Origin of the sequence: Hymenobacter convexus (assembly GCF_030580955.1) — a bacterium.
GTDB lineage: Bacteria > Bacteroidota > Bacteroidia > Cytophagales > Hymenobacteraceae > Hymenobacter.
Map to the genome: position 1 here is coordinate 109,564 of NZ_JAUQON010000012.1, position 23,270 is coordinate 132,833.

Below are 23,270 nucleotides of genomic sequence, written 5' to 3' on the forward strand. Positions count from 1 at the left end.
GAAGCCATTTGGAGTATGTTGGATGTAGGGGTGGGGCTCGCCCCCACCCGGCTATTCGCGCTATGCCAACGATTTTGTTCAATAACGGGCGGAGGCAAGCCCCGCCCCTACGTCGTTCAACAGCCTGCCGCCCGCGGCCCCCGGCAGTTACTCTTGCTTTTCGTATGTCTGCTGCTCCACCTCGCCCCGCGCGCACAGGCCCAGCAGCTCCTTAACTTCGCCTACGCCGACAGCCTGACGCATGCCCTGGCCACCCAGTACCGCTGGGCCGAACTCGACTCGGTGGGCCGTGCCGCCCTGCAGCTCGGCACCGACTACCCGGCCCTGCGCCGCCGCCTGGGGCAGGCAGCCCTGGCCCAGGACCGCCCCGCGCTGGCCCTGCGCCACTACGGCCGCGCCCTGCACGACAACCCCCTCGACACCACCGCCCGCTACGGCCTCGCCCTGGCCTACCTCGAACTGAACCAGCCCGGCCCCGCCGCCCTGCTGGCCCGCGCCCTGCCCGACTCGCTGCGCCGCCCGCTGCACCTGATGGGCTTCCGCCCCGTCACGCGCGTGGAACTGGAGGCCAGCGGCCAGCACACCAGCAACCAGCACCGCGGCGGGGCCGGCTACGGGCGCCTGGGCCTGAGCAGCCGCCTCGGCCCGCGCCTGACCCTGACGCAGAACGTGAGCCACTTCGGCCAGGAAATTGAGCTACCCGACCAGCGCCGCACCCGCTTCGGGGAGCGCTACGGCGTGCGCCAAAACCAGTACCACGCCCTGCTGGGCGTACAGCTGGCCCCGCGCTGGCGGGCGCTGGCGGGCTACCATTCGCTCAGCAGCGACTTTGGCCGCCAGGAGCTGGCCCCCGACCGCCTGGGCTACGCCGCCCTGGCCTACGCCCGCCCCTACTGGACGGCCCAGGTGGGCTACTACTTCGGCACCCTCACCGACACCGCCCGCCAGCAGGCCGACCTGCGCCTGACGGTGTACCCGCTCGGCAACCTGCGCCTCTACGGCTTCGGGCGGGCCAGCGTGGTGCGCTCTGGTGGCCGCTCCTACCCCAACGGCGTGCTGGGCGTGGGCGGCCGGCTGCACCGCCGCGTGTGGGCCGAAGCCTACGGCGGCCTGGGCCAGGTGCCCGTGCTGGCCGAGCTGGATGGCACCTACGTCTACAACCTTTTCGACGCCGTGCGGCAGCGCGGCAGCGCCAGTCTGCTTATTTTGCTGGCCCGCCCGCTGCTGCTGCGCCTCAGCGCGGGCGCCGAGCAGCGCCGCGACGCCCTCAACGGCAGCCCCTACACCCTGAACTCCTTAAGCACCTCCCTCGCATGGACCTGGTAAAGCTGACCTACTCCGCCGCTACCGTGCTGGCCTGCGCGGCCCCGGCCGCGGCCTGGGCCCAGGCCGACCAGGCCCCCGCCTTTGCCAGCAGCTACGCCGCCGAAGCCAAGGCCGACTACGCCGACGCCATTGCGCCCATCAAGGCCATCTACACCGGCACCTACGAGCAGAACCTGCGCCTGGGCTGGCTCTACTTTCTGGCCAAAAACTACACCGCCGCCGCCGCCCACTACCAGAAAGCCGTGGAGCAGCGCCCCTATGCCCTGGAGCCCAAGTTTGGCCTGGTGAAGCCCCTGAACGCGCTGGGCCAGGTGGAGAAGATGCTGAACCTCTACCAGGACATCCTCAAAATCGACGTCCAGAACACCCAGGCCAACTACTGGATTGGCGTCATCTACCTCAATAGAAAAGCCTACGCCCAGGCCGCCCGCTACTTCGAGCGCGTGGTGAATCTGTATCCCTTCGACTACGATTCCAACATCTCGCTGGCCTGGGCCTATCTCAACCTCGGCAAGAAAGCCGAAGCCCGCGCCCTTTACACCAAGGCCCTGCTCATCCGGCCCGGCGACGCGGCCGCCACCGCCGGCCTTAAGCGCCTGTAGGCCGCTCAGGCGGCCAGCCGCCGCTCCACGTAGGCGGCCAGCTGGCCGAAGGTTTCCACCTGCCCCAGCTCGGCATCCTCCAGCTGCACCTGCAGGGCCTGCTCCACGTCGCAATACAACTCGTTGCGCTCCTCGCGGCTGCCCAGCACGGCGCTGAGCCTGCGGCGCGGAATGAGCTGGCCCGAAGCAATGAGGTGCCGCCGCAAAATCCGGCGCAACACCCGATAAACCTGCTTTTTCATCGCAATAACTGGATTTGAATTCGGTAATGGATAACGGATAATGACTAACAGCCGGGGTGCGTCCAACGTAGCCGCCGGCCTACTTATTGGGCCGGCGGCCCGGCCGGAAGGCGCGCTTCTGGGCGGCGCGCTTGGCCCGGAACTTGGCAAACTCGTCGGCTTTGAGCACGGCGCGGAGTTGGGAATCAAACTCGTCTTCTTGGTAACGCTGCATGGGGCAAGGGGCGAAAAGGGTGGAACTTGGCATCGAGGTGCGGCGGTGCACAAAAGCCCGCCGACAGGAGCAAAAGTGCGGGCCCTCGCCGCCAAGTCCCTGCGCAATCGACCAGTGGCCCGCCCGCACCGACCAGCCCGCCCTTTGGCCCTGGCGGCAGCCAGCCGGGCTGCGTTTATAGCCCTTGGCCGCCTCGTTGCGCGCCTTCGCGCGCAGAATTCCGCCTTTTATCGGCACTTTAAACTATGTCATCGATAAAGCGTCGAACCTCTACTGCAGAAACTCAATATTTGCTTTCCGTTACGGCCGTGGTTATCTTTCGCTGCGAAGCATGCCGTTATTTTCTCATTTCTGACATTTGCTTGTTCGGTCCATGCCCGACTCCACCCGCGATTCTTACTTGGCAATCGACTTTTTAAGCAGCGGCTGCGCTGTTTCGCCCGATGTACCGGCCCAAGCGCCGGCCAATGGCGCTGGCCTGCACGAAGGCTACACCCGCGAAAACGGCGGCCAGTTCATTCTCGACCAGAACTACCCCAACCCCTTTGTGGGCGCTACCACCGTGCCCTTTACCCTGCACACCGCCGCCGACGTGCGCCTCGACCTCTTCGACATGATGGGCCGCAAGGTGGCCGGCGTGGTGCGCAAGGGCCGTAGCGCGGGCGCCCAAAGCATCAAGCTGAACCTGGAAGGCCTGGGCCTCTCGGCCGGCGACTACAGCTACCAGCTCGAAGTGACCACCCGCCACGGCGTGTACCGCCAGCGCATGCTCATGACGGCCGAATAAAAACAGGAGGTGACGTGAAGCTCCCCCGGAGGCTGGCCGCTGCAACGGCCAGCCTCTTTTTTTGGTTTATCCGAACGCCGGGGCCACTCCTTTGGGGCCGGCGCTTTCAGGTTAGGCAGCGGCGGGCGTACTTTGCTGCCGGAGCCGCCGCTGGGGCGGCCCGCTCGTTCTGCCGCTTTCACCTCCCACCGCGGCCCCGCCGCACCATTTCCTTTTTATGGCTGACCAAACCCTAACCGGCCTGCGCGCCGGCGTGCTGCACGGCGACGAAGTGCAGGCGCTTTTCAAAAATGCCAAGGCCAACGGCTACGCCCTGCCCGCCGTGAACGTGACCGGCACCAATACCGTGAACGGCGTGCTCGAAACCGCCAAGGCGGTGAACTCGCCGGTGATGATTCAGTTTTCGAACGGCGGCGCGCAGTTCTTCGCCGGCAAATCGGTGCCGAACGACAAGCAGCAGGCCAGCATTGCGGGCGGCATTTCGGGCGCCTACCACGTGCACCAGATGGCCGCCCTCTACGACGTGCCCGTGGTGCTGCACACCGACCACGCCGCCAAAAAACTCCTGCCCTGGATTGACGGCCTGCTCGACGCCGGCGAGAAATACTTCGCCCAGCACGGCCAGCCCCTCTACAGCTCGCACATGCTGGATTTGTCGGAGGAGCCGATTGAGGAGAACATCGAAATCTGCAAGCGCTACCTCGAGCGCATGGCCAAAATCGGCATGACGCTGGAGATTGAGCTTGGCGTGACCGGCGGCGAGGAAGACGGCGTGGACAACTCCGACGTGGACTCCTCGAAGCTCTACACCCAGCCCGAGGAAGTGGCCTACGCCTACGAGCAGCTGAGCGAAATCAGCCCGCGCTTCACCATTGCGGCCGCGTTCGGCAACGTGCACGGCGTGTACAAGCCCGGCAATGTGAAGCTGCAGCCCAAGATTCTGCACAACTCGCAGGAGTTCCTGCGCCAGAAGCACAACATCCAGGAGGCCCTGCCCATCGACTTCGTGTTCCACGGCGGCTCGGGCTCGTCGCAGGAGGAAATCCGCGAGGCCATCAGCTACGGCGCCATCAAGATGAACATCGACACCGACCTGCAGTGGGCGTTCTGGGAAGGCATCAAGAACTACTACGTGAAGAACGAAGGCTTCCTGCAGGGCCAGATTGGCAACCCCACCGGCGCCGACTCGCCCAACAAGAAGTACTACGACCCGCGCGTGTGGCTGCGCAAAGGCGAAGAAACCTTCGTGGCGCGCCTCAAGCAGGCCTTTGAGGACCTGAACTGCATCAACCGCCGCTACTAGGCCTGCTGAAGAAAAAAGAACGTCATGCTGAGCGAAGTCGAAGCATCTCACGTGTGGTAGTAATCCAATCGACAGGATTTACTACTGCACGCGAGATGCTTCGACTTCGCTCAGCATGACGTTCTTTTATTACGCTATTTCCCAATTCATCCCACCATGTCCTACCAGCCCGCCCCCACCCGCTACCAGGAAATGACGTATCGCCGCTGTGGCCGTAGCGGCCTCAGGCTGCCGGCCCTCTCGCTGGGCCTCTGGCACAACTTCGGTGGCGTGGACGTGCTCGAAAACGGCCGCGCCATCCTGCGCCGCGCCTTCGACCGGGGCATTACGCACTTCGACCTGGCCAACAACTACGGCCCGCCCCCCGGCTCGGCCGAAACGAACTTTGGCCGCATTCTGCGCGAAGATTTCGCCGCCCACCGCGACGAACTCATCATTTCCAGCAAGGCCGGCTACACCATGTGGGATGGCCCCTATGGCGACTGGGGCTCGAAGAAATACCTGGTCAGCAGCCTCGACCAAAGCCTGCGGCGCCTGGGCCTAGAGTACGTCGACATCTTCTACCACCACCGCCCCGACCCCGACACGCCCCTGGCCGAAACCATGGCCGCGCTCGACCTGCTGGTGCGCCAGGGCAAGGCCCTGTACGTTGGCCTGAGCAATTATCGCCCCGCCGAAGCGGCCGAGGCCATCAGGCTGCTGCGCACGTTGGGCACGCCCTGCCTCATCCACCAGCCCAAATACTCGATGTTTGAGCGCTGGGTAGAAGACGGCCTGCTCGACCTGTTGGGTAATGAAGGCGTGGGCTGCATCCCCTTCTCACCCCTGGCCCAGGGCCTGCTAACCAATAAATACCTGCATGGCATCCCCGAAGACTCGCGCGTGGCCAAAGGCGTGGGTTTCCTAAAAGAAAGTAACCTCACGCCCGAACGCCTTTCGCAGGTGCGTCGCCTCAACGACCTGGCCCAAACCCGCAATCAGAGCTTGGCCCAAATGGCGCTTTCCTGGCTGCTGAAGGATGAACGGGTAACCTCCGTGCTCATCGGGGCCAGCAAGCCCGAGCAGCTCGACGACTCGCTAAAGTGTCTGGGGAATCTGGCGTTCAGCGCAGAGGAATTGGCGGGAATAGAGGGAATTTTAAAAAGCTAGGAAGACGCAAATAGAACGTCATGCTGAGCGCAGCCGAAGCATCTCTACCGCCATACTAAAATTGATTAGTTACGCGGTAGAGATGCTTCGGCTGCGCTCAGCATGACGTTCTGCTTTATCCTTGGTTCCTACTTTCCAATGGAGCCAATCTTGGGCTGAATCTGGATGATGAAACGCTTATTGAGCGCCTCCTGGCTGCCGGTGTAGCGGCCAGCCCCGCGGAAGCCGCTGCCGGCGGCTACCACCTCCAGGTTGCTGGGGAAACGCAAGCCGGCCTGCTCCCAGAGGCGAATCACGCTCAGGGCGCGGCTGTAGCTGAGCTGGCGCACGGCGGGGCCGTCGAGGTTGTGCGGGTCGTTGGCGGGGTAGCGCAGGTCCTTGGCGGCGCGGCCTTCTACCACAATGAGGTACTGCACGTTGTCGTCGTTTTTTATCGACTGCATCTCGCGCAGCAGGAAGCGGCCGGCTTTTACCAGCGGCGTCTGGGCCTCGTAGGGCAGCACGTCGCTCTTGGGCGCGAAGGTGACGGGAAATTTTAGCTCGTAGCGCTTGTAGGTAGCGTTGTACTCGAAGTAATTGCTTTCAAGGCGCTTAAGGGCGGACTTGATTTCGTCGAGCTTGCGTTTTTCCTGCACCTGCACTTTCAGCTCCGAAATCAGGCGCTCATTGTCGCGCTGCTTGTCGTTGGCACGCTTGAACCCCAGCACGAACAGCACGAGCATGATAAGGAACAAGGCCGTCATGAGGTCCACGTAGCTGGGCCAGAAAAAGTCCTTGCTCTCTTTCATATTGGCATGTTAGTGTTATTATTAATCAGGTTGTGAACGTCATGCTGAGCGCAGCCGAAGCATCTCTACCGCGTTAGTAGTCCAGTTGATTTAGTTGCGTTGCGCGGTAGAGATGCTTCGGCTGCGCTCAGCATGACCGTTTCCTTTTACCATTTCTTCACGCTACTTTTTGCCCAGAATATTCCGCTGGAACCAGTTGGGCTTCGTGATTTCCTCCAGCACCTTGTTGGTCCGGTCCACCTGTTGCAAGAGCTGCTGCTGCAACTGGGCATCGGCCAGCAGGCGGGCTTCCATGCGCTGCATGGCTTGCGCGGCCAGGTTGGCCTGGCGCTCCTGCAGCACGTTGAGGTCTTTTTGCTGGGCCGGGAGCTGGGTGAAGGGGTTGAGGTACTCGGTAATTTTCTGGTAGATGTTGTCCTGGTTCAGGCGTCGGAAATGCTGCTGCCACTGCTCGTGGGCGGCGCTGGCTTCCTTCTGCAGTTCCTGCAGGCGGCCGTCGAGTTCGGCATCCATGCGGTGCACGCCCTCGCTTACGCCCTGGCGGATTTGGGCGCCCAGGTCAACCAGCAGCTTGCCGTGCTGGCTGAAAAACGCTACCTGCTGGCGCAGGGCATCGTCGTGCTGCTGCAGATACTGCGGCACGCTGGCCAGGCCCTGCTCTAAAGCGGTGAGACGGTTGAGCAAAGAGCCAATGGTCTGGGCGGCCTCGTTGCTGTGAACGACGGTGGTGTTCAGCGCCTGCTGGTAACCCAGGAATTTATCGAAGGTCTGCGCGCTTTCATCCACCCTATCAAACACTTTGATGGTGGCGTTGGCCAACTCCGAGTAGCCAATTTTCTCCAGCTGCTCCAAGAAGCGCTTCTGCACGCTCACATTCTCCGTAATGCTGGCGATGAGGGGCGTAAACTCGTGGATTTTGCTGAAGAAGTCGTTCTGAATCTGGCTGAAGAACTCGGCGTTGAACGAGTCCAGCACCGCTTTCAGATTGCTCATGCCGGCCTGCATGTCGGAGTTCAGCTTGGGTAGCAGGGCCTTTTGCAGGAAAGTGTAGTAGGCATTTTTGTTGCGGTCGCGCACGGCGCGGGCCTGTTTCAGCAATTGGTTGCCGGCCAGCGTGAACGCCAGGCCAAACAGGCTGCCAATCATGGCAATGAGCACGCCCCCGAGGAAATGCTGCACGTCGCCATTACTGAACGAAGTATCGGTATTCGGATTAGCAGCGGCATCCGCAAATGGATTGCCCACCAGCGCCACCAGCCCGATGATAGCGCCCGTGAAAGTACCTAGCAGCCCCAGATACAGCGGCGTCGTTATCTGCGCCTGAATCTCGTCGTCCAGCGCTTCGGCGTGGCGCTCGGAAATGTCTTTCAGAATGCCAAAATCGGCCGCCGCACCCCGGTTGTTCAGCAGGTATTCGTTGGTGTCGGTGATGATTTGGCCGAATTCCGATGAGGCTCCGTTCGTGATAAGCGCATCGTACTGAACTGCAAAGTTTTTCTCGGGCTGCGCGGCCGTGTAGGGAATAGGTTGCACGCCCACCGCGCCGGCGGCAGGGTACATGCCCAGAATGCGCCCGACAAGTTGGCGGTTGCGGAGGAACACCACCGCCTGCCACGCCACCAGCGCCAGGATTAACAGGATTTCGATTAAGAGCATAGCTGCTTTTTCAGATAATGGCCGAAATTACAGCAGAGCTGTAGAGACGCGACACTTCGCGTCTCGTCGTTGCGCAATTCGGACTGCGCAAAACCTCCCCCGATTGCTCCCTACTTGCCACAAAATCAGCAACGCCGAGACGCGAAGTATCGCGTCTCTACACTAACCGTCCACAGCAGAACTTAACTCAGCGCAATGCCCGCTTTCTGCACCACGTGCCAGGCATCATCGCGCTTCTCCAGCTTGCCGGGCGTCAGGTTTTTGATGGTCGTAAACTGCTCGGTGGGCGGCAGCTCAAACTGAAAAAACTCCTTCAACTCCCGCACCCCGTTGCCGATGATGCGCGACTGGTCGGCCTGCGGGCTGAACGAAAATTGCGCGGTAGTGGCCTCCGAATGCGGCAGCGTGATGAGCAGCGGCATCTGCGGCAGCGGGTTGGGGCTGAGCTTGCGGTGCTCGATACTGGGCACGTCGGGGGCCGGGGCGTAGTAGTGCAGCGGGCCGTTATTAGGCGCAGTGGCAGGCGCTTCAGGAGCAGCCGTGGCCTCGGCAGATGTGGCCGCTTCCGGCGCACTGGCTTCAATCAGTTCCTGAATGGCGGGCGGCGTGGACGTGGGCGCGGCCCACTCAATGGTTTGGCCGGGTTCCAGGGGCTGTTCGGGGCCAGTGGGCGGCGTGGGAGTAGTCGGGTTCATAGCGGAAGGTCGGGGAGCTATTGTTGGCCAGGCCTCAGCGGATTTATCAGCTGATGAGGGGCGGGAATTGAAATTGGGCTTCGACTTTTTGTCTTTGCCCGAGGGCCGGTTGGCAGAATTAGGTTTCGTGCCTTGCACCTCGCGCATCGACTGAAACGACACGCCCTTCCCGGAATTTTCGGCCGGTGCGGGCTGAGCCGGTCCAGCCGGAGGGGCTGGTTTTTTGGCAGAAACAGGAGGTGCCGTCGGCGGAGACTTGTATACGTTTTGCGCCGCCGATTTTTTCCGAATCGGCTCGTCGGGCATCTGCGGCGCAGCCTCATCCCTTCTGCTTACCGGCCCATGCTTGCCCGCCGAGCGCCGCGTTAACAGCCACACGCCCAGTGCACCAATGGCCACGCCGCCCAATACGGCCCAGGCCGTGTTCCAATTCGAGGCCGGCTTACCCTCAATGGCCGTGCTGCTGGTAGCCGCCGAATCACCGGTAGTCCCGGACGCGGCGGCACCGGCAGTCGGCTGCGCCCACGCCGCCGGACTGCCATTGAGCAACCCTAGCATCGCAAGTAGCAGCAACGGCCGGCCGCCCCAACGGGAGCAGCCGGCCGGCCGGAGCACACGCGCTAGTGCGGCGCTAGTTGAGCGGCTGCGCGTCATGAAGCACCTTGGATAGCTCATACAGGGCGTTTTTGAACGGCAGGAAGAACAGGGTTTCGGGCACGGTATCGCCGTCGCGCAGAACGTCGGCGTACTGCTGCCGGTAGAGGTTGAACGAGTCGCCGAGGCTGCGCTCCAGCGTGTTCATCACCAGGCCGGGGTCGTTTTTCACGCCCAGGTCGGCCTGCACGCGCTTCAGCTCGGGGTCTTCGAGCAACAGCTTGAGGCAGGCGCGGGCGTTGGCCAGCACGGCTTGCTTGATTTCGTCGGTGACAGCCGCGGCTTCGAGGTGGTGTTCGCCTTTGTCAGCCTGCGGGTTATCAGGGTCGGGCAGCACGCCCACGGGGCGCACCATGGGCGGGTCCTGCGGAATCTGGCCGGTGGCAAGTACGCCGCCGTTGGCAGTGGTTTGCTTAGGGTCGTCGGCCAGCTTAATGCGGAAATCGGCCGGTACGGTTTGGCCGGTGGCTTTTTCCATGATGAGGCGGGCCAGCTTTTCCACCGGCTGCAGGTTGGAGCCGGCCGCCAGCAAGCGCACGTAGAGACTGCCGCGCCCGGTGAAGCACAGGTAGCGCGGGAGCTGCTGGCCGTTGGCCACCGTCACCTGCGCCACATGGTAAATGAGCGCGCCAAAGTGCAGGTAGAACAGTACCCGCAGGTGCTCGGCCCGCAGCAGCCGCTCGCTGAAACCCAGCAGTTGGTCGTAGTTGAACAGGAAGCTGGCCACGTCTTCGGAGCCGAAATTGTCGGTTCCCTCAGCTACCAACACGTATTCGCGGGCCCGGCGGGCGGCGGGCGAGAGCACGGCACTCTGCACCCCGGCCACGCCGAAACGCACGAGGCCGTTGTCCTTCGAGCCGCGCACTTCGGCGCCGCCGTCACCCCACAGGTCATTACCAGCGAAGCGGAACGAAGTGCTCAACACCGGCTTGCGGTCGGCATAGAGCAGCACGTCGGTGGTGCCGCCGCCGATGTCGATGAAGGCCGCGTTTTCGCCCGGCCCCAGCGTCACAATGTTGCGGCGCGTGAGGTAGTAGTACGGCGCTGTCGATTCCACCATGCAGGGCATGGAGTTGGTCGTTTTGAACACGTCGTGAAACAGCGTGTCCCACTCGCGCTGGTACAGGTTGCGCTGGTAGGTCGAGAAGCTCAACGGGGCAAACCAGGTGATTTGCGTAGCCGCGAGGTTGCCGCCATTCAGAGCCACCTTCGCGCGGCACAGCAGCAGGATTTCCTTGAAGAATGCCCGTACGCGGTTGGTGTTGGCGATGTTCAGCGAATTATCCCACTTCAAATTCGTATGATAATTCGGCCGGCGCTGCTCCTCGGTGATGATGCCGAAGGCCACATTGATGTTGCCGAGCACGCTCAGTTCCTGAGTGGCGTAGTTGGCCGCTTCGTAAGTAGCGGTGCGGGCCGGGAAGGCGTAGGGAGAGCTGTCGGCCCCGATGATGGGTGGCACGAATTCGCGCTCCTGGTACTGCTGCCAGCGCTTGATTTGCACGAAGTTGGCCGGGTCGTCATCGATGCCGCGGTACAGGCGCTCGTAGGCGGTGCGGTCGGGCTCGGCGGTGCTCTTTTTGAGCAGGGCCACCGGCGTATCGGCCAGGCCGAAGCTGAACGGCTTGGGCTCCTGGCCGGGACTGTCCTGCATAGCCACGTGGGTGTTCGTGGTGCCGAAGTCGATGGCAAAACGGTACTCCTTGGTACCCTGGCGCACTTCGGGCCAGCGCGGAATGATGAGCGCACGGCCCTCGGCCGGGGCCGGGTTCAACACTTCGAGGTAGTCGAAATGCGTGCCGCGCACCTCATAGTAGGTGCTGCCTTCGTCTTGGCTGGTTTTGGGGGTGCGTTCGTAGCGGGTGGCGCTTTGGTCGGTGCCGGTTTCGCTGAGCTGGTGGCCGTTGGCCCAGAATTTCAAGTCAACTTTCTTGGTCACCATGCTGGGGTCGATGTTGTTGGCATCAACCAGCATGACTTTGTAAAAGTCGTTGTATTGCGGCGCGTCGGCCACTTTCACGAAGGGAAACACCGACAGCGCCACGTTGGTCACGCGCAGGCGGCCCACGCCGTCGCCCTGCGGGTTGGGGTAGTAAGCGCGCTCATAGTCCACGTAGTCGCCGCCACTCACCGGCACCCGCAGCTTCACCCGGATGCAGGCCGACTCTAGCTCCAGCGTGAGGTGCTCAGCCAAGTCCTGCTGCGTGAAGTAGTCGAAATACGCCGGCTTGATGGGCAGCAGCGGCCAGCTGCTGGGCCGGAAACCGGGCGCAATTTTCAGGTTGCCACAGAAGAACCGGGCCTCGTCCACCTCGTAGGGCACGGCCAGCAGGATTTCTTCCAGCAGGTCGTTCACCGTGAGATAGGGATAAGGCAGCTCTGGACCAGGCAGCGTGCGCTCTTTCAGCGGACGGGCATCGGTCAGGGGCACAATGGCGCCGCTGTCGGCAAACAGCGTTTCGTTGTAATACTTCTTGCCAATTGCCTTCAAACCCGGCCGCAGCACGATGGGCAGCGGCCCCGCCACGCCCGCCCGCGTGGGCCGGATGAACAGGTCGGAGCCGCGCACGGTGCCCTCGTCGGGCCGCACGCGCAGCAGCACGCCGGCCACGTCAATCTGGTTGTTGGAGGCATCGGTCAGCACCGGAAAATTGCTCAGGCTGGCGGTGCCATCCATCGCCCAGCGCTGCAGTTGGCCGCGGTCGAGGGTGTCGCGCACCAGCGGCGCCATGCTCGTCAGGGCCGGGTCGCCCACGAACTCCTGGTACACGTAGTCGCGGAAAGCGGCTTCGCGGTTGGCCAGCGGCACGTACTGGTTATCAAAATAATAACCCCCACCCTGTGGGCGCTGCACCGGCAGCGGCTTCACATTCGGGGCCGGGAAAAACAGCGTGAGCGGCGAGGTGCCCCCGATGAGTTGCGGCACGCCATTGGCCCCGGGGAAATAGATGAGGTGCATCTCGGTCAGCTTCGCGAAGCGGCCGTCGAGGTACAAGGCCAGTACATCGGCCAGCGGGCGGGTGGCGGGGTTGGCGCGCAGCTTGGCCAACTCCTCGTCCTTGCGCCAAGCCCGGATTTGCAGACGCTGGCTGGCCAGCTTGCGCTGGTGGAAGTTGAACACCATTTCCCACACGTCCCAAAAGTGGCTCACCAGCTGGTGGTACACCGAGTCCTGAGCCGCGCCGCCTTGCGTCACGAAGCGCAGCGCGGTTTCGACCAGGTGCATGCGGGCGAAGGGCGAGGGAATCGAAACCGCCACCTTGGCGGCGCGGCCGCCTTGCGGGTCGAGCAGGCGCTCCACTTCGTGGGGGCCAATTTTACCAGTCGGTCCCCAGCCCTCGTGGGTGCTGGAGCCGGTATCGTGCAAACGCAGGATTTTAGCCATCTAATTTGATTATTGTTGAATTGCTGGATGGGTGAATTGTTAAATGGCTGTTTTGCTGACTACTACTATCTATTGAGACTCCGTCTCTATGTCAAATGAATTGATTAAGCCAATCAACCAATTCAACCATTCAGCAGTCCAGCCATTCACCCATTCATCAGGAATACTGCAGCTTCTTGTCCAGAATCTCCCCGGTCGCCTCCTCGAAAGCCTTCACTACCCAGCGCAGCGCCTCGTTCTCCGTTGGGTTGCTCAGCGTGGCCTTACCCACCGCCTTCGTCAGCTCATCGCGGAAGAAGCCAGGCGTGATGCCTTTGCTGAAAATGCCGGTTTCGACCGTTTTATCAGTCACCATTTTGTTGAAATCCATCTCGTCGGCGCGGATGGCGGTGTAGCGGCGCTGGTTCACGCCCAACTCGCGCAGCCACTCGTTGTACTCGCCAAAAAAGTCCGTCAGTTCGCGCAGGGCGCGGTTGTTGCGCAACTGTGCGGCCATGTCGCCGGCCTCGTAGTAGGGCGCTTTGGCGTCCTCGGGGGTGTGCTTGAGGAAGTAGCGGGCGAAGTAGTGCAGCTGGATGAGCGGGCGGGCCACTTCCTGGCGCATGTCGGAGGGCAGCTGGCCGAAGTCGATGTCGGTGCTGTCGGCTTTCAGGCCATACTCGTGGTAGAGCGGCTGGTTGCCGTCGAGCTGGTTGTCGGGCACTTCCATGAAGTGCTGGATGGACAGCGCGCCCAGCATTTCGAGCAGGTGGGCCTGGTTGCGCTGCTCGGCGCGGCCGGGGTGGTTGGCCAGTGGCTGGCCGGGCTGGTCGCCGAGGTAATACATGGCCTCCAGGCCCTGCAGGTTGTCGGCGTAGTACGAGAGGGCCGTTTTGGTTTTCGTAATGAAGGTATTGGAGTCGATGAAATCTTGGCCGGCCAGCTTTTCATCGGCCGACGGGTCCTGCAGCTTGAAATAGGGCAGCATCACCAGCGCGCCGGCTTTGAGGCGGCGGCGAATTTCGGGGTGAGCCAGCGGCGAGTTGGTATCGCGCAGGTTTTTCACCAGCAGCGGGAAGCCGGCCGCCCCCGTGCCCCCAAAAATCGAACTGATGAAAAACGCCCGGTCGCCGTCCTGCAGACTCTGAGCGAGGTAGCGCATCTCTTTGGATTGCACCACCGCATTCAGCACCACCGAGCCCACGTTGGGCGAGCCCCGGAAACCCACGTCGAGGTTGGCTGCGAGGCTATCCTGCGTAAACAGCAAATCGACCAGGCCCTGCGTTTCCACCGAAAGGTCGTTGTAGCGCAGGTAGTCGCGGAAGGGCTGGCTGATGCCGCCGAAGTCGTACACGAACGAGTCGCGTAGCTCCTCGCCGCCGCCGCTGGTGTTGAGGTGGGCCAGCGTGTTCATGGGCTGGCTGAAGAAGCCGGTTTTTTCCTTCTGGCCGTCGCCGTACAGGGCCTCGTGGATGCGGGCGTAGCGCTTGAGCAGGGCCACGGTGCGCGTCACGTCGCCGTTCTGGGTATCGGGGTCGATGAGGACGGGCACCACCTGGTCGCAGTTCGGAATGCGCACACCCGAGGCCAGCAGCATGGTGAGGGAGCGCAGGACGCGGGCTCCGGTGCCGCCCACGGCAAAGATGAATAGTTTGGACATTGTTTTCTAGCGGGTTGAAAGAGCTGTCACTTCAACGTCTGCCATCCTGAGCTTAGCGAAGGACCTTATCGGACCAGAACTATTCGCAGCAACTGCAAAATAGCCAGACGTGGTAAGGTCCTTCGCTGTGCTCAGGATGACAGATATTGACAGAAGAAACTAAAAAGGCCCCACAAACGGCGTGGTGCGGGCATACGTGCTCCACCGCTTCAGCAGCACCGAGAAAATCAGGAACCACAGTGCCGCCACCAGCATGTTCACCACCATGAAATAGCCGAGGTAGCTGCTCACTTCCGCGCCGTGGCCTTTGCTGAGGCTGTTGGCCAGAAACACGCCCAAACCGGCGGCCAGCGCCAGCGTGAGCGCCCAGTGCGGCGTGCGGAACATGCCCGTGCGCAGGGCAGAGTTGAATACATAGTAAAAAGCCAGCACCAGCAGCAGGCTCACGCCCAGCGTGCTCCAGCCCACGAGCGAAAACAGGTCGGTTTTGTACAGGCCGTAATCGGCCGGACGCTGGCTTTGGAAGATGGAGATAAGAGCCGAATACAGGCTGGTGAAGAAGGTTTGCATAGGTTGAAAAAAGGGCAGGGTTACTTGTCGTTTTTGAGCGGAAGCTGAACCGTGAATACGGCGGGAAGCGTGGTTGGGTACGACTGCCGGACGCCGGTCAGGATTTGGTCGAGGCCGAAGGTGCGCGGGGCGGGCGTGTTATCGTTGGTGGTACTCCAGGCCGCCACCCAATCCGGCGTTTCCGGGGCGGGCAAACTCACGGTGAGCGTGGCGGTGGGGGCTGCCAGCTTGCTCACCCGCAGGCGCACCACATGGGTGTAGGGCGCCAGCACGGGCTGGCCGCTCTGCTCCTCGTCGGTGAGCGGGCGCACCGAGCTGGGCAGCAGGCTGGCCTGGCCGTTGGGCAGGCGCACTTGCAGATGTTGGGCCAAAAATGCCGGCTGCTGCCAGGCGGCGGGCAATTCCTTCAAATCAAGCCCCACCGAAAAGTCCACCGGGTCGTCCGAAGCATTCAGGGTCAGGCCGTTGTTTTCAGCATATACGGTGCCGCCGCTCGACTTTAATTTTGGGTCGGTGAGCTTGGTGAGCAGCGGCGCAAAAGCTGGCGCATTGGTTTTCAGCCCAAAAAACGCCTGCTGGGCCGGCGCATTCCGAAACACTTCGGCGGCGTAGCGCGCCACCTGCGCGGGCGGCCCAATCACCCACACGTAGTAGGGCACTTTCTCACCGTTCAGCGTGCGCTTTTGCACGGGCGTTTTCACGGCCGGGAAGTAGCTGCCGTAGAAGCGCGAGGTTTCGCCAAACACCGCTACGGCCAGCTGCTGACGGCTCACGGGCGCAATGGACGTGCGAATCAGGTTCGGCAGCTGCGAAAAATCTGACTTGCGCGCCGGGCCATAAATGAAGTCGGAAATCACCACGCTCACCTCCTCCCCCGCCTTGGGCCGGTTGAGAATGCCTTCCAGCATCTGCGGCAGCTCGGTGCCGAGGGCGGCCTGGCTTACTTCGCCCTGCACCACGTCGCGCAGCTCTTCAAACTTCACGGGGCGCGGGGCGGCGTTTTCGCAGAGGTAGTACTTGCGGTCGGCCACGGCCCCGTTTACCTGCGTTTCGGTGATGAGCGCGCCGATGCGCTTCTGGAACTCGGTGGCCGACTTATCGGCCCCACCGCGGGGCACGAAGCCCTTCATGCCGCCCGAATATTCCAGAAAGATGCTCACGTGTAGCGGTGCGGCTTCGGTGGCGGCGGGTGCCTCAGCGGCGGGCTTGGGGTCTTTGGTAGGTTTGCTGGCGGTGGTTTCGGCGGGCTCCGAGTTGCATGCTGTCAGCAACGACAGCCCCCCCAAAAGCACTCCCACGAGCTGGAAACGGCGAAATAGACGCGGCACGGGCATCCTCACGGAAACGGAAATCGGCATAGAGCAAACGCTAGGCTAGGTTTTGGGGCGAAGTATAGGCATTACGCAGCGAAATGCCCCACGGCCGAAACCACAACCCTTAAACGTTACCGTGGCGCTTGTAGTACGGCCGCCCCCCCGCCGGAATTGCTTTCCAGAAACCCGCAACAGGCAGACCTCACATTGCCAGCCTGTTGCTGGCGGCTGTCAGAAAACCATTTTTTAAACTTCTTCTCTTAGCACTATAAATCATCGTTTTACGCCTGTTCTCGGCCACAGCCAGCCTGTTAGCAAGCCCCAAAACACGTTTTAAGCCCGACTATTTAGTAATATTGCGGGAGAACTGTGCTGTTGGTCTTTTATTAGGTTCCGTGCCGCTATGCACCTCATTGCTCTCCGCGCCGAATATCAAATCACGGTTGACCGTGCCCAGAATCGGGTTTTCTACCAGAATTTCGCGCAGATGCGGACCGCCACCACCTTGCCGCACTACTGCGCCGACTGGCAGGCGGCCCTGGCCGAAGTCCAGCCCGGGTTTTGCATTCTCACCGACATGCAGGTGGTGAGCGAGAACGGGACCGACCTGCTCAGTGAGTTCCAGGCCGTTGAGCAGCTCATTGTGCAGCGCGGCGTGCAGCTGGTGGCCGAAGTGCATGTGCCCGGCCTTTCCACCCGCCGCTACACCGACGCCGTGACCACCCGCCAGGCCATGCCCGTGGAGTATTTCCTCGATATCTGGGACGCCACGCAGTTTCTCGACGCCTTGCAGCTCCGCACCGGCACGGCCGCCTGACGCCGGCTAATCCTACCTTTTTGGGCTTTCCGCCGCCAACGATTCCGGCGGCGGCGCTGTTATAAGTCCGGATAAGCCGGGGCCGCGTTGGCCGCCCCGACCCCGACCCGTACCTTTGCGCCAACGGCCTCCTACGTTGTGGCCGCTTCAAAGCCGACGCCCGGTTAAAGGCACTTTTTACCCTTATGTCCACTCCCATTTCCACCGATATCTGCATTATCGGGGCCGGCCCGGTCGGTCTGTTTGCAGTATTTGAGGCGGGCTTGCTCAAGCTCCGCTGCCACGTTGTCGATGCCCTGCCGCAGCCCGGCGGGCAGCTCTCCGAGATTTATCCGAAAAAGCCGATTTACGACATTCCGGGTTTTCCCGAGGTGCTGGCCGGCGACCTGGTCGACAATCTGATGAAGCAGATTGAGCCCTTCCACCCCACCTTCACGCTGGGCGAGCGGGTGGAGAAATTTGAGAAGCTCGACGACGGCTCATTCCAGCTTTTTACCACCGACGGCACCGAAATCCACTGTAAGGCCGTGGCCATTGCCGGCGGCCTGGGCTCGTTCGAGCCGCGCAAGCCAGCCGTTGAAAACCTGGAGCATTTTGAAGGCGGCAAAGGCGTGCACTACATGGTGCGCGACCCTGAGCATTTCCGCGACAAAAAAATCGTCATCGCCGGCGGCGGCGACTCGGCCCTCGACTGGACCAACTTCCTCGCCAACGTGGCCTCCGATGTGACGCTCGTGCACCGCGGCACCACTTTCCGCGGCGCCGCCGACTCGGCCGAAAAAGTGCAGAAACTGCACGAATCTGGCAAAATCAAGCTCGTGCTCAGCTCCAATGTGACGCACCTGCACGGCAACGGCATGCTGAAGGAAGTGACCATCACCGGCAACGACGGCAAGGCCGAAACCGTGCCGCTCGACTGCTTCATCCCGCTGTTCGGCCTCACGCCCAAGCTCGGCCCCATCGGCGAGTGGGGCCTGGAAATCGAGAATGACGCCGTGAAAGTTGACACGCTCGACTACAGCACTTCGCTGCCCGGCGTGTTTGCCATCGGCGACATCAACACCTACCCCGGCAAGCTCAAGCTCATTCTTTGTGGTTTCCACGAGGCCGCGCTCATGTGCCAGGGCGCCTTCAAATACATCTTCCCCGACAAAAAGTACACGCTCAAGTACACGACCGTGAACGGGGCGCCTTCTATGTAATGGGGCAAAGCAGAACGTCATGCTGAGCTGAGCGGAAGCATCTCGCGCGCTGAAGTAATCCAACCGACAGGTTTACTCATGCACGCGAGATGCTTCGGCTTCGCTCAGCATGACGTTCTTTTGTCACTCTCACCGAACCCACCTATGACCGAAGATATCCGCATTTACGTCGAAGACGCCCCCGGCCAACGCACCGAGCTCATCGGGCCTACTGACATGGGCCTCAGCCTGATGGAGCTGCTCAAAGCCAGCGGCTACGACATCATGGCCACCTGCGGCGGCATGGCCCTTTGCGCCACCTGCCACGTGGAGGTGCTGGCCGGCCCCGCCCTCCCCGAGCCCGAAGATGCCGAGCTCGACATGCTCGAAACCCTGCCCGTGGTGCACGAAGGCTCCCGCCTGAGCTGCCAAATCCGCCTCACGCCGCGCACCGACGGGCTGGTAGTGCGCTTGGCCCCCACGGGCGCGTAAGCAGCTAGTGTTGATAAGGGGCCATCTGTCATTGCGAGGGCGCAGCCTGTGGCAACCGAAGGTCAGCGCAGCTAATCCGTCCTGTTCTCAGTGGCTCACCTCCTAATGTGATAAAGCCCTAAAATGTGAAAAGCCCCGGCACTGCGCAGTGCCGGGGCTTTCTGATTAAAAAGCGTGTCTGGGATTGACAGGACGGATTGCTTCGGCTACGCCTCGCAATGACAGGTGCTTATGCCCCCGCTTCGGCCAGCCGGGCCCGCATTCGCTCTTTGGCGGCTTCCGGCAGCGTGGGGCCGGAACTGGCCCGGCTGGCGGCCGCGACGCGGGCCCATTCGGCTATTAGCACCGTTTGCTTGGCGTAGCGGTTGCAGTAGGGGCAGTAGCGCAGGTGCAGCCACAGGCTGGCGCGCGTCCCCCACGGCAGGGCGCGGTCGGGCTGCTGGTCGAGCAGCCGGGTGGCGTTTTGGCAGTTGATGAGTCGTAGCATTGCAAACAATTAATTCTTGCCTAAGCCGTGTTTTTCGAGGCAGCGGCGCAGTTGGAGCTTGGCCCGGTGCACAATCACCCAGTAGTTGGCCGAGCTCAGGCCCAGTTCCTGACAAATTTCCTCGGCCGATAATTCCTCCACGAAGCGCATAGCAAACACGGCGCCCTGCTGTGCCGGCAGCCGCTGCTGGCAGCGCAGCAGGATGTCGTGCAGTTCCTGCTGCTCCAGCGCGGCGTCGGCGTTGAGCCAGCTGGCGGGGGCTTGCGGGCCGGTCCAGTGGCCGTTTTCAGGGTTGAAAAAATCGGCTTCGGTGGCGCCGCCCTCACCTATTTCGTCGAGGCTGACCTGCTTGCTGCGGGCCTGGCGCCGGTAGTAGTCGATGATTTTGCGCCGCAGAATCACGAACAGCCACGTCCGCTCCGACGCCTCGGCCCGGAAGGTGGCCAAGCCGTCGAGGGCGCTCAGGAAGGTCTCCTGCACCAGTTCTTCGGCCACGTCGGTGTCGCTCACGCGGCTGAGGGCAAAGCGGAAAAGCTCGTCGCCGTAGCGGGCGGGCCACTGCGCGGGAATGGGGATGGATGGGGTCATGCAAGGCAGCGAGGGGCTGGGCCCGGCTCGCAGGGCAAGATTACGTCATCGGCCGAAAAAAAGGCGGTTTGTGCCTTTCTAAAGCAGGCTTTCCGCTTCTCATTCGGAGGGGAGGCTGGCCGCTGCAACCCCCACAATGCGCCGCGAAGCAGTTTCCTGCACCAAGGCCACCACGCGCACATGCGGCCGCTGCCAGGCGGCCGGCAGCGTGAGCGCCTGCGCCCCGCCGAACGTCCCGTCGGCCCGCACGCGGCCCAGCGGAATCAGCTGGCGCACCACGGCCGCGTGGCGCAGCAGCCGGCCCGAATTTTCGCCCCGCCCCACCTGCGACGACAAACCGCTTTCGGTGAGGGCCAGCAGCACCTCCACCGCGGGCGTGTCGGCGGGCAAGCTGCGCACGTGCACCTGCGCTTGTCCGTGGTCTACGGTCAGGCTCAGCGCCGCCGTGGGCAGAGTGGCGGCTTTGGCCACGGCGGCCTTCAGCTCGCTGGTGTGGCTGCCCACCAGCTCGTAGCGGCCATTCACCACGGCCTGGGGCGTGTAGGAGCCCGTGCCAAACTGCTGGGCATACTGGCGCTGCCGCGCGGTGAAAGCGGGCGCGGAAAAGGCGTCCTTCCACCCCAGCTTATTCCAGTAATCGACGTGTTCGCCAAGGACAATTACGTCGGCGCCGGGCACGGCCTGGGCGGCTTCCAGCTCGCGCAGGGCGGCGTCGGCCGCCGGGCAGCTGGAGCAGCCTTCGGAAGTGAACAGCTCCACCACCACCGGCACCCGCGCCGGCGTAGGCTTAGCGGGAGCCAGCGACACCAGCAAACCGCACAGCGGCAAGATTAGCAACCCGTATTTTTTCATGGCCTGCGCGTTAAATCAATCCTAAAAAGGCACCATTACCGATTCTCGGTTGCAGACGACGCCACTGGGTTATCCTTACAGCTGACGGGCATTCGGTGTTTGGCAGGCGCGCCACACTACCAAAAGCCCCCGCCGCGTTAGCAGCGAGGGCTTTTCCAGTTCCTCAGACAGGTTTTTAGTTGTTGGGCCTTTTCAGGGACGACTGCCCGGCGCTGTTGCCCCCGCCCTGCAACGCCCCGGCGGTGGTACCGGGCACGGGCGCAAAGTTGAAAACTTCCAGCACCACGCGCCAGCCCGCCACGGCCTCGCGCCGCCAGATGCGCAGGTAGCTGCCCTTTTCCTCGGGGTGCTTGGCGGTGGCCATCCGGCGCAGGTCGCCCACCACGTAGCCAAGGTCGCCGGCGGCGGCCAGGTAGCCGGTGGTGGGGGCAAAAATGTAGCTGTCGCCCAGGTTTTTCATGTTGGCCACGGCGGCGGCGCCCTGCATCATCGACAGCCCCGGCCGGTAGAGGCGGGCCTCGGCGCTGAGCGCCTGCTCGTAGCTGGTGCCGGGCTTGGCCAGCTCGGCCGCAGCAAACTTGCGGTCCACGTCGAGGATGATGCCCGACGGGGCCATGCTGGGCGTGGCCACGGCGGCCTGCAAGCGGGGCTGGGGCACCGTGGCGGGCTTGGCCGGCGCGGCGCCGATGCGCTCGATGCCCATGTCGACGGCAAATTTCCAGGTGCCGTCGGGCTGCTTGCGCCACACGGTCACGTACTCGCCGGCGGCCTGGGGCTGGCCGTCTTTTAGCTGCGTCCAGGGGCCGGTGGTGTAGCCCAGGTCGCCCGACTGGGACACATCGGCCAGCACGGGGTACCACGTCAGGCGGGTGGTGGGCTGGGCCGGGCGGGCCTGCCAGGCCTCCTGGGCGTTCACCAGCTTGCCGCCTTCGGTCACAAACCCGGTGGGCGCGCTAAAAGCCAAAAAAGCGGCTTTGGAACCTGCTTGGGTAGCCTGAGCAGCAAAGGAATTTTCAGCATCAATCACCGCCTGCCGGGCCTGGCCCCAGCTCCCGAAAGGCAGTCCCAGGGCCAATAGTGCTATAAGAGGCAAGGAATTCTTCATAATATACAAGGCTAATGGATTATCTAAAGCTAAGATAGTGAAGCCGGGATAATCACAATTCCAACGCGGCTTTCATTTGCGCGGCAATGCCGTTCTTGCGGGCGCATTGGCCCTTGCTTGAGGCTTTAAGCCATTTCCCTCCGATTCATTTTTCTTGCTTTTATGAAACTAGCCGACCTCACCGCCCGCGCCCGCCGCATCCGCCTCGTTCTCACCGACTGCGACGGCGTGCTCACTGACGGCGGAGTGTATTATTCCGAGCGCGGCGAGGAAATGAAGCGGTTCAACATTCGCGACGGCATGGGCGTGGAGCGGCTGCGCAACCAGGGCATTGCCACGGGCATCATCACGGGCGAGGTGTCGCCGTCGGTGCGTACCCGGGCCGCCAAGCTGCGCATTGAGGAACTGCACCTCGGCATCAAGGACAAGCCGGCCTGCCTGCACGAAATCATGGCCCGCACGGGCCTGCACGCCGACGAAATTGCCTTCATCGGCGACGACACCAACGACCTCGAAATTCTGGCCCTGGTGGGCTTTTCGGCCTGCCCCGGCGATGCGACTTCCTTCGCCCGCGCCGCGGCCGACTTTCACTGCCAAGCCTACGGCGGGCACGGCTGCTTCCGCGAGCTGGCCGAGTTCATCATCGCTGCCCAGGGCCACGCCCAGCCGCCGGTCGACGATAAGGGCAGCGAGTAGCTTTTGCCGCTACTCCGGCAGCAGGCCCTGGCTGGCGGCCAGCCGGATGAGGGCGGCCGTGTTGCGCGACTGGGTCTTGTCCATGATGTTTTGGCGGTGGGTTTCGACGGTGCGCTTGCTGGTGAAGAGCTTGAGGGCAATTTCGGCGTTGGTGAGGCCGGCCGCCACCAGGCCCAGCACCTCCATTTCGCGCTTGCTCAGGCCGAGGGCCACGCGGGCGGCGTCGCCGTCGGCGGGGGCGCTGGCGTAGTGCCGGGCCAGCAGCGCCACCCCGATGGCCGAACACAGAAAAGGCCGGCCCGCCGCCACGGTGCCCAGGCCGTGCAGCAGCTCGGCGGACTGGGCGTTTTTCAGCACGTAGCCGTGGGCGCCCAGGTCGAAGGCGCGCGCCACGTAGTGCTCGTTGGTGAGCTCGCCGCGCGCCAGCACGCGCAGCTGGGGGTATTGGCCGCGCAGGGCGGGCAGCAGGGCCAGCGCATCGGGGCCGGGCAGGTTCAGGTCGAGGAGCACGACGGTGGGCGTGGCGGTGCTCAACTGGGCCAGCAGTTCATCGCCGGTGCCGGCTTCACCCACTATGTCGAGGCCGGGCGCTGCCGCCAAACCGCGGCGCAACACTTCGCGTGTGGGCGCGTGGCCGTCGGAGAGAAGCAGGCGAATCATGTTGTAGAAAAAGGAAGCAAAGGCAAGAATCGAGGTAAACCATTTTTTGATTTAAAAATTCAAAAAACG

23 protein-coding genes are annotated in these 23,270 nt (G+C 62.8%); 9 read left to right on the forward strand and 14 right to left on the reverse strand.

What is annotated here, in order from left to right:
• Window positions 1-153 precede the first annotated feature (153 nt).
• Both Q4S41_RS21170 and Q4S41_RS21175 read left to right on the forward strand, forming a co-directional pair.
• Window positions 154-1,326 (forward strand): hypothetical protein, encoded by a 1,173-nt coding sequence (locus tag Q4S41_RS21170; RefSeq protein WP_305033135.1) that lies wholly within the window; start codon window positions 154-156, stop codon window positions 1,324-1,326.
• Window positions 1,314-1,928, forward strand: coding sequence for a tetratricopeptide repeat protein (locus tag Q4S41_RS21175; protein ID WP_305033136.1), 615 nt, complete (start codon window positions 1,314-1,316; stop codon window positions 1,926-1,928). The genes Q4S41_RS21170 and Q4S41_RS21175 overlap by 13 nt, the downstream gene beginning before the upstream one ends.
• 5 nt (window positions 1,929-1,933) lie before the next feature.
• Here the strand turns inward: Q4S41_RS21175 and Q4S41_RS21180 are convergent, their stop codons facing one another.
• Both Q4S41_RS21180 and Q4S41_RS21185 read right to left on the reverse strand, forming a co-directional pair.
• Window positions 1,934-2,170 carry a hypothetical protein gene (locus tag Q4S41_RS21180; protein WP_305033137.1) on the reverse strand — a complete coding sequence of 79 codons (237 nt, stop codon included), beginning with the start codon at window positions 2,168-2,170 and terminating at the stop codon, window positions 1,934-1,936.
• A gap of 79 nt (window positions 2,171-2,249) precedes the next feature.
• Entirely contained in the window at window positions 2,250-2,384 is a 135-nt protein-coding gene (locus Q4S41_RS21185) for a hypothetical protein (protein ID WP_305033138.1), read from the reverse strand.
• Window positions 2,385-2,757: 373 nt separating this feature from the next.
• Between Q4S41_RS21185 and Q4S41_RS21190 the strand changes: the two genes are divergently transcribed.
• From Q4S41_RS21190 to mgrA, 3 genes are all read left to right on the forward strand, one after another.
• On the forward strand, window positions 2,758-3,171 hold the full coding sequence (locus Q4S41_RS21190) for a T9SS type A sorting domain-containing protein (protein WP_305033139.1): 414 nt from the start codon (window positions 2,758-2,760) through the stop codon (window positions 3,169-3,171).
• 217 nt (window positions 3,172-3,388) lie between these two features.
• Window positions 3,389-4,474: a class II fructose-bisphosphate aldolase gene (fbaA, locus tag Q4S41_RS21195; RefSeq protein WP_305033140.1), complete on the forward strand. Its 1,086-nt coding sequence runs from the start codon at window positions 3,389-3,391 to the stop codon at window positions 4,472-4,474.
• Between the two features lie 156 nt (window positions 4,475-4,630).
• Entirely contained in the window at window positions 4,631-5,623 is a 993-nt protein-coding gene (gene mgrA, locus Q4S41_RS21200; RefSeq protein WP_305033141.1) for an L-glyceraldehyde 3-phosphate reductase, read from the forward strand.
• A gap of 128 nt (window positions 5,624-5,751) precedes the next feature.
• Here the strand turns inward: mgrA and Q4S41_RS21205 are convergent, their stop codons facing one another.
• The 7 genes from Q4S41_RS21205 to Q4S41_RS21235 form a co-directional block, all read right to left on the reverse strand.
• On the reverse strand, window positions 5,752-6,411 hold the full coding sequence (locus Q4S41_RS21205; protein WP_305033142.1) for a hypothetical protein: 660 nt from the start codon (window positions 6,409-6,411) through the stop codon (window positions 5,752-5,754).
• A gap of 162 nt (window positions 6,412-6,573) precedes the next feature.
• Window positions 6,574-8,067, reverse strand: coding sequence for a hypothetical protein (locus Q4S41_RS21210; protein ID WP_305033143.1), 1,494 nt, complete (start codon window positions 8,065-8,067; stop codon window positions 6,574-6,576).
• Window positions 8,068-8,249: 182 nt separating this feature from the next.
• Window positions 8,250-8,762 carry a hypothetical protein gene (locus Q4S41_RS21215; protein ID WP_305033144.1) on the reverse strand — a complete coding sequence of 171 codons (513 nt, stop codon included), beginning with the start codon at window positions 8,760-8,762 and terminating at the stop codon, window positions 8,250-8,252.
• Between the two features lie 631 nt (window positions 8,763-9,393).
• Complete coding sequence (locus tag Q4S41_RS21220; RefSeq protein WP_305033145.1) at window positions 9,394-12,801, reverse strand: hypothetical protein; 3,408 nt, start codon at window positions 12,799-12,801, stop codon at window positions 9,394-9,396.
• Window positions 12,802-12,958: 157 nt separating this feature from the next.
• Window positions 12,959-14,440: a hypothetical protein gene (locus Q4S41_RS21225; protein WP_305033146.1), complete on the reverse strand. Its 1,482-nt coding sequence runs from the start codon at window positions 14,438-14,440 to the stop codon at window positions 12,959-12,961.
• Window positions 14,441-14,599: 159 nt separating this feature from the next.
• On the reverse strand, window positions 14,600-15,010 hold the full coding sequence (locus Q4S41_RS21230) for a hypothetical protein (protein ID WP_305033147.1): 411 nt from the start codon (window positions 15,008-15,010) through the stop codon (window positions 14,600-14,602).
• A 20-nt stretch (window positions 15,011-15,030) separates the two neighbouring features.
• Window positions 15,031-16,281, reverse strand: coding sequence for a hypothetical protein (locus Q4S41_RS21235; RefSeq protein ID WP_305033148.1), 1,251 nt, complete (start codon window positions 16,279-16,281; stop codon window positions 15,031-15,033).
• Between the two features lie 445 nt (window positions 16,282-16,726).
• Here Q4S41_RS21235 and Q4S41_RS21240 point away from each other — a divergent pair, with 445 nt between their 5' ends.
• The 3 genes from Q4S41_RS21240 to Q4S41_RS21250 all read left to right on the forward strand — a co-directional run bounded on the left by Q4S41_RS21240 (window position 16,727) and on the right by Q4S41_RS21250 (window position 18,813).
• On the forward strand, window positions 16,727-17,140 hold the full coding sequence (locus Q4S41_RS21240) for a hypothetical protein (RefSeq protein ID WP_305033149.1): 414 nt from the start codon (window positions 16,727-16,729) through the stop codon (window positions 17,138-17,140).
• Between the two features lie 185 nt (window positions 17,141-17,325).
• Window positions 17,326-18,342: an NAD(P)/FAD-dependent oxidoreductase gene (locus Q4S41_RS21245; protein WP_305033150.1), complete on the forward strand. Its 1,017-nt coding sequence runs from the start codon at window positions 17,326-17,328 to the stop codon at window positions 18,340-18,342.
• Window positions 18,343-18,486: 144 nt separating this feature from the next.
• Entirely contained in the window at window positions 18,487-18,813 is a 327-nt protein-coding gene (locus Q4S41_RS21250; RefSeq protein ID WP_305009473.1) for a 2Fe-2S iron-sulfur cluster-binding protein, read from the forward strand.
• A gap of 229 nt (window positions 18,814-19,042) precedes the next feature.
• On the opposite strand, the gene Q4S41_RS21255 is transcribed toward Q4S41_RS21250, so the two are convergent.
• The 4 genes from Q4S41_RS21255 to Q4S41_RS21270 all read right to left on the reverse strand — a co-directional run bounded on the left by Q4S41_RS21255 (window position 19,043) and on the right by Q4S41_RS21270 (window position 21,845).
• Window positions 19,043-19,300 (reverse strand): anti-sigma factor family protein, encoded by a 258-nt coding sequence (locus Q4S41_RS21255; protein WP_305033151.1) that lies wholly within the window; start codon window positions 19,298-19,300, stop codon window positions 19,043-19,045.
• Window positions 19,301-19,309: 9 nt separating this feature from the next.
• A complete protein-coding gene (locus Q4S41_RS21260; RefSeq protein ID WP_305033152.1) occupies window positions 19,310-19,888 on the reverse strand; it encodes a sigma-70 family RNA polymerase sigma factor in 579 nt (192 codons plus the stop codon).
• A gap of 99 nt (window positions 19,889-19,987) precedes the next feature.
• Entirely contained in the window at window positions 19,988-20,740 is a 753-nt protein-coding gene (locus Q4S41_RS21265) for a DUF1223 domain-containing protein (RefSeq protein ID WP_305033153.1), read from the reverse strand.
• 175 nt (window positions 20,741-20,915) lie between these two features.
• The gene (locus Q4S41_RS21270; RefSeq protein ID WP_305033155.1) at window positions 20,916-21,845 is read right to left on the reverse strand and encodes a DUF4440 domain-containing protein; all 930 of its coding nucleotides are present in this window, start codon (window positions 21,843-21,845) and stop codon (window positions 20,916-20,918) included.
• A gap of 162 nt (window positions 21,846-22,007) precedes the next feature.
• On the opposite strand from Q4S41_RS21270, the gene Q4S41_RS21275 reads away from it, so the two are divergent.
• Window positions 22,008-22,541: a KdsC family phosphatase gene (locus Q4S41_RS21275; protein ID WP_305033156.1), complete on the forward strand. Its 534-nt coding sequence runs from the start codon at window positions 22,008-22,010 to the stop codon at window positions 22,539-22,541.
• A gap of 9 nt (window positions 22,542-22,550) precedes the next feature.
• On the opposite strand, the gene Q4S41_RS21280 is transcribed toward Q4S41_RS21275, so the two are convergent.
• Complete coding sequence (locus tag Q4S41_RS21280) at window positions 22,551-23,201, reverse strand: LuxR C-terminal-related transcriptional regulator (protein WP_305033157.1); 651 nt, start codon at window positions 23,199-23,201, stop codon at window positions 22,551-22,553.
• Between the last annotated feature and the right edge of the window lie 69 nt (window positions 23,202-23,270).

Excerpts from the sequence above, each read along its gene's own strand:
- Q4S41_RS21175 (WP_305033136.1), top strand. The coding sequence starts at position 1,314 with ATGGACCTGGTAAAGCTGACCTACTCCGCCGCTACCGTGCTGGCCTGC.
- Q4S41_RS21180 (WP_305033137.1), bottom strand. The coding sequence starts at position 2,170 with ATGAAAAAGCAGGTTTATCGGGTGTTGCGCCGGATTTTGCGGCGGCAC.
- Q4S41_RS21185 (WP_305033138.1), bottom strand. The coding sequence starts at position 2,384 with ATGCAGCGTTACCAAGAAGACGAGTTTGATTCCCAACTCCGCGCCGTG.
- Q4S41_RS21190 (WP_305033139.1), top strand. The coding sequence starts at position 2,758 with ATGCCCGACTCCACCCGCGATTCTTACTTGGCAATCGACTTTTTAAGC.
- fbaA (WP_305033140.1), top strand. The coding sequence starts at position 3,389 with ATGGCTGACCAAACCCTAACCGGCCTGCGCGCCGGCGTGCTGCACGGC.
- mgrA (WP_305033141.1), top strand. The coding sequence starts at position 4,631 with ATGTCCTACCAGCCCGCCCCCACCCGCTACCAGGAAATGACGTATCGC.
- Q4S41_RS21205 (WP_305033142.1), bottom strand. The coding sequence starts at position 6,411 with ATGAAAGAGAGCAAGGACTTTTTCTGGCCCAGCTACGTGGACCTCATG.
- Q4S41_RS21210 (WP_305033143.1), bottom strand. The coding sequence starts at position 8,067 with ATGCTCTTAATCGAAATCCTGTTAATCCTGGCGCTGGTGGCGTGGCAG.
- Q4S41_RS21215 (WP_305033144.1), bottom strand. The coding sequence starts at position 8,762 with ATGAACCCGACTACTCCCACGCCGCCCACTGGCCCCGAACAGCCCCTG.
- Q4S41_RS21220 (WP_305033145.1), bottom strand. The coding sequence starts at position 12,801 with ATGGCTAAAATCCTGCGTTTGCACGATACCGGCTCCAGCACCCACGAG.
- Q4S41_RS21225 (WP_305033146.1), bottom strand. The coding sequence starts at position 14,440 with ATGTCCAAACTATTCATCTTTGCCGTGGGCGGCACCGGAGCCCGCGTC.
- Q4S41_RS21230 (WP_305033147.1), bottom strand. The coding sequence starts at position 15,010 with ATGCAAACCTTCTTCACCAGCCTGTATTCGGCTCTTATCTCCATCTTC.
- Q4S41_RS21240 (WP_305033149.1), top strand. The coding sequence starts at position 16,727 with ATGCACCTCATTGCTCTCCGCGCCGAATATCAAATCACGGTTGACCGT.
- Q4S41_RS21245 (WP_305033150.1), top strand. The coding sequence starts at position 17,326 with ATGTCCACTCCCATTTCCACCGATATCTGCATTATCGGGGCCGGCCCG.
- Q4S41_RS21250 (WP_305009473.1), top strand. The coding sequence starts at position 18,487 with ATGACCGAAGATATCCGCATTTACGTCGAAGACGCCCCCGGCCAACGC.
- Q4S41_RS21255 (WP_305033151.1), bottom strand. The coding sequence starts at position 19,300 with ATGCTACGACTCATCAACTGCCAAAACGCCACCCGGCTGCTCGACCAG.
- Q4S41_RS21260 (WP_305033152.1), bottom strand. The coding sequence starts at position 19,888 with ATGACCCCATCCATCCCCATTCCCGCGCAGTGGCCCGCCCGCTACGGC.
- Q4S41_RS21265 (WP_305033153.1), bottom strand. The coding sequence starts at position 20,740 with ATGAAAAAATACGGGTTGCTAATCTTGCCGCTGTGCGGTTTGCTGGTG.
- Q4S41_RS21270 (WP_305033155.1), bottom strand. The coding sequence starts at position 21,845 with ATGAAGAATTCCTTGCCTCTTATAGCACTATTGGCCCTGGGACTGCCT.
- Q4S41_RS21275 (WP_305033156.1), top strand. The coding sequence starts at position 22,008 with ATGAAACTAGCCGACCTCACCGCCCGCGCCCGCCGCATCCGCCTCGTT.
- Q4S41_RS21280 (WP_305033157.1), bottom strand. The coding sequence starts at position 23,201 with ATGATTCGCCTGCTTCTCTCCGACGGCCACGCGCCCACACGCGAAGTG.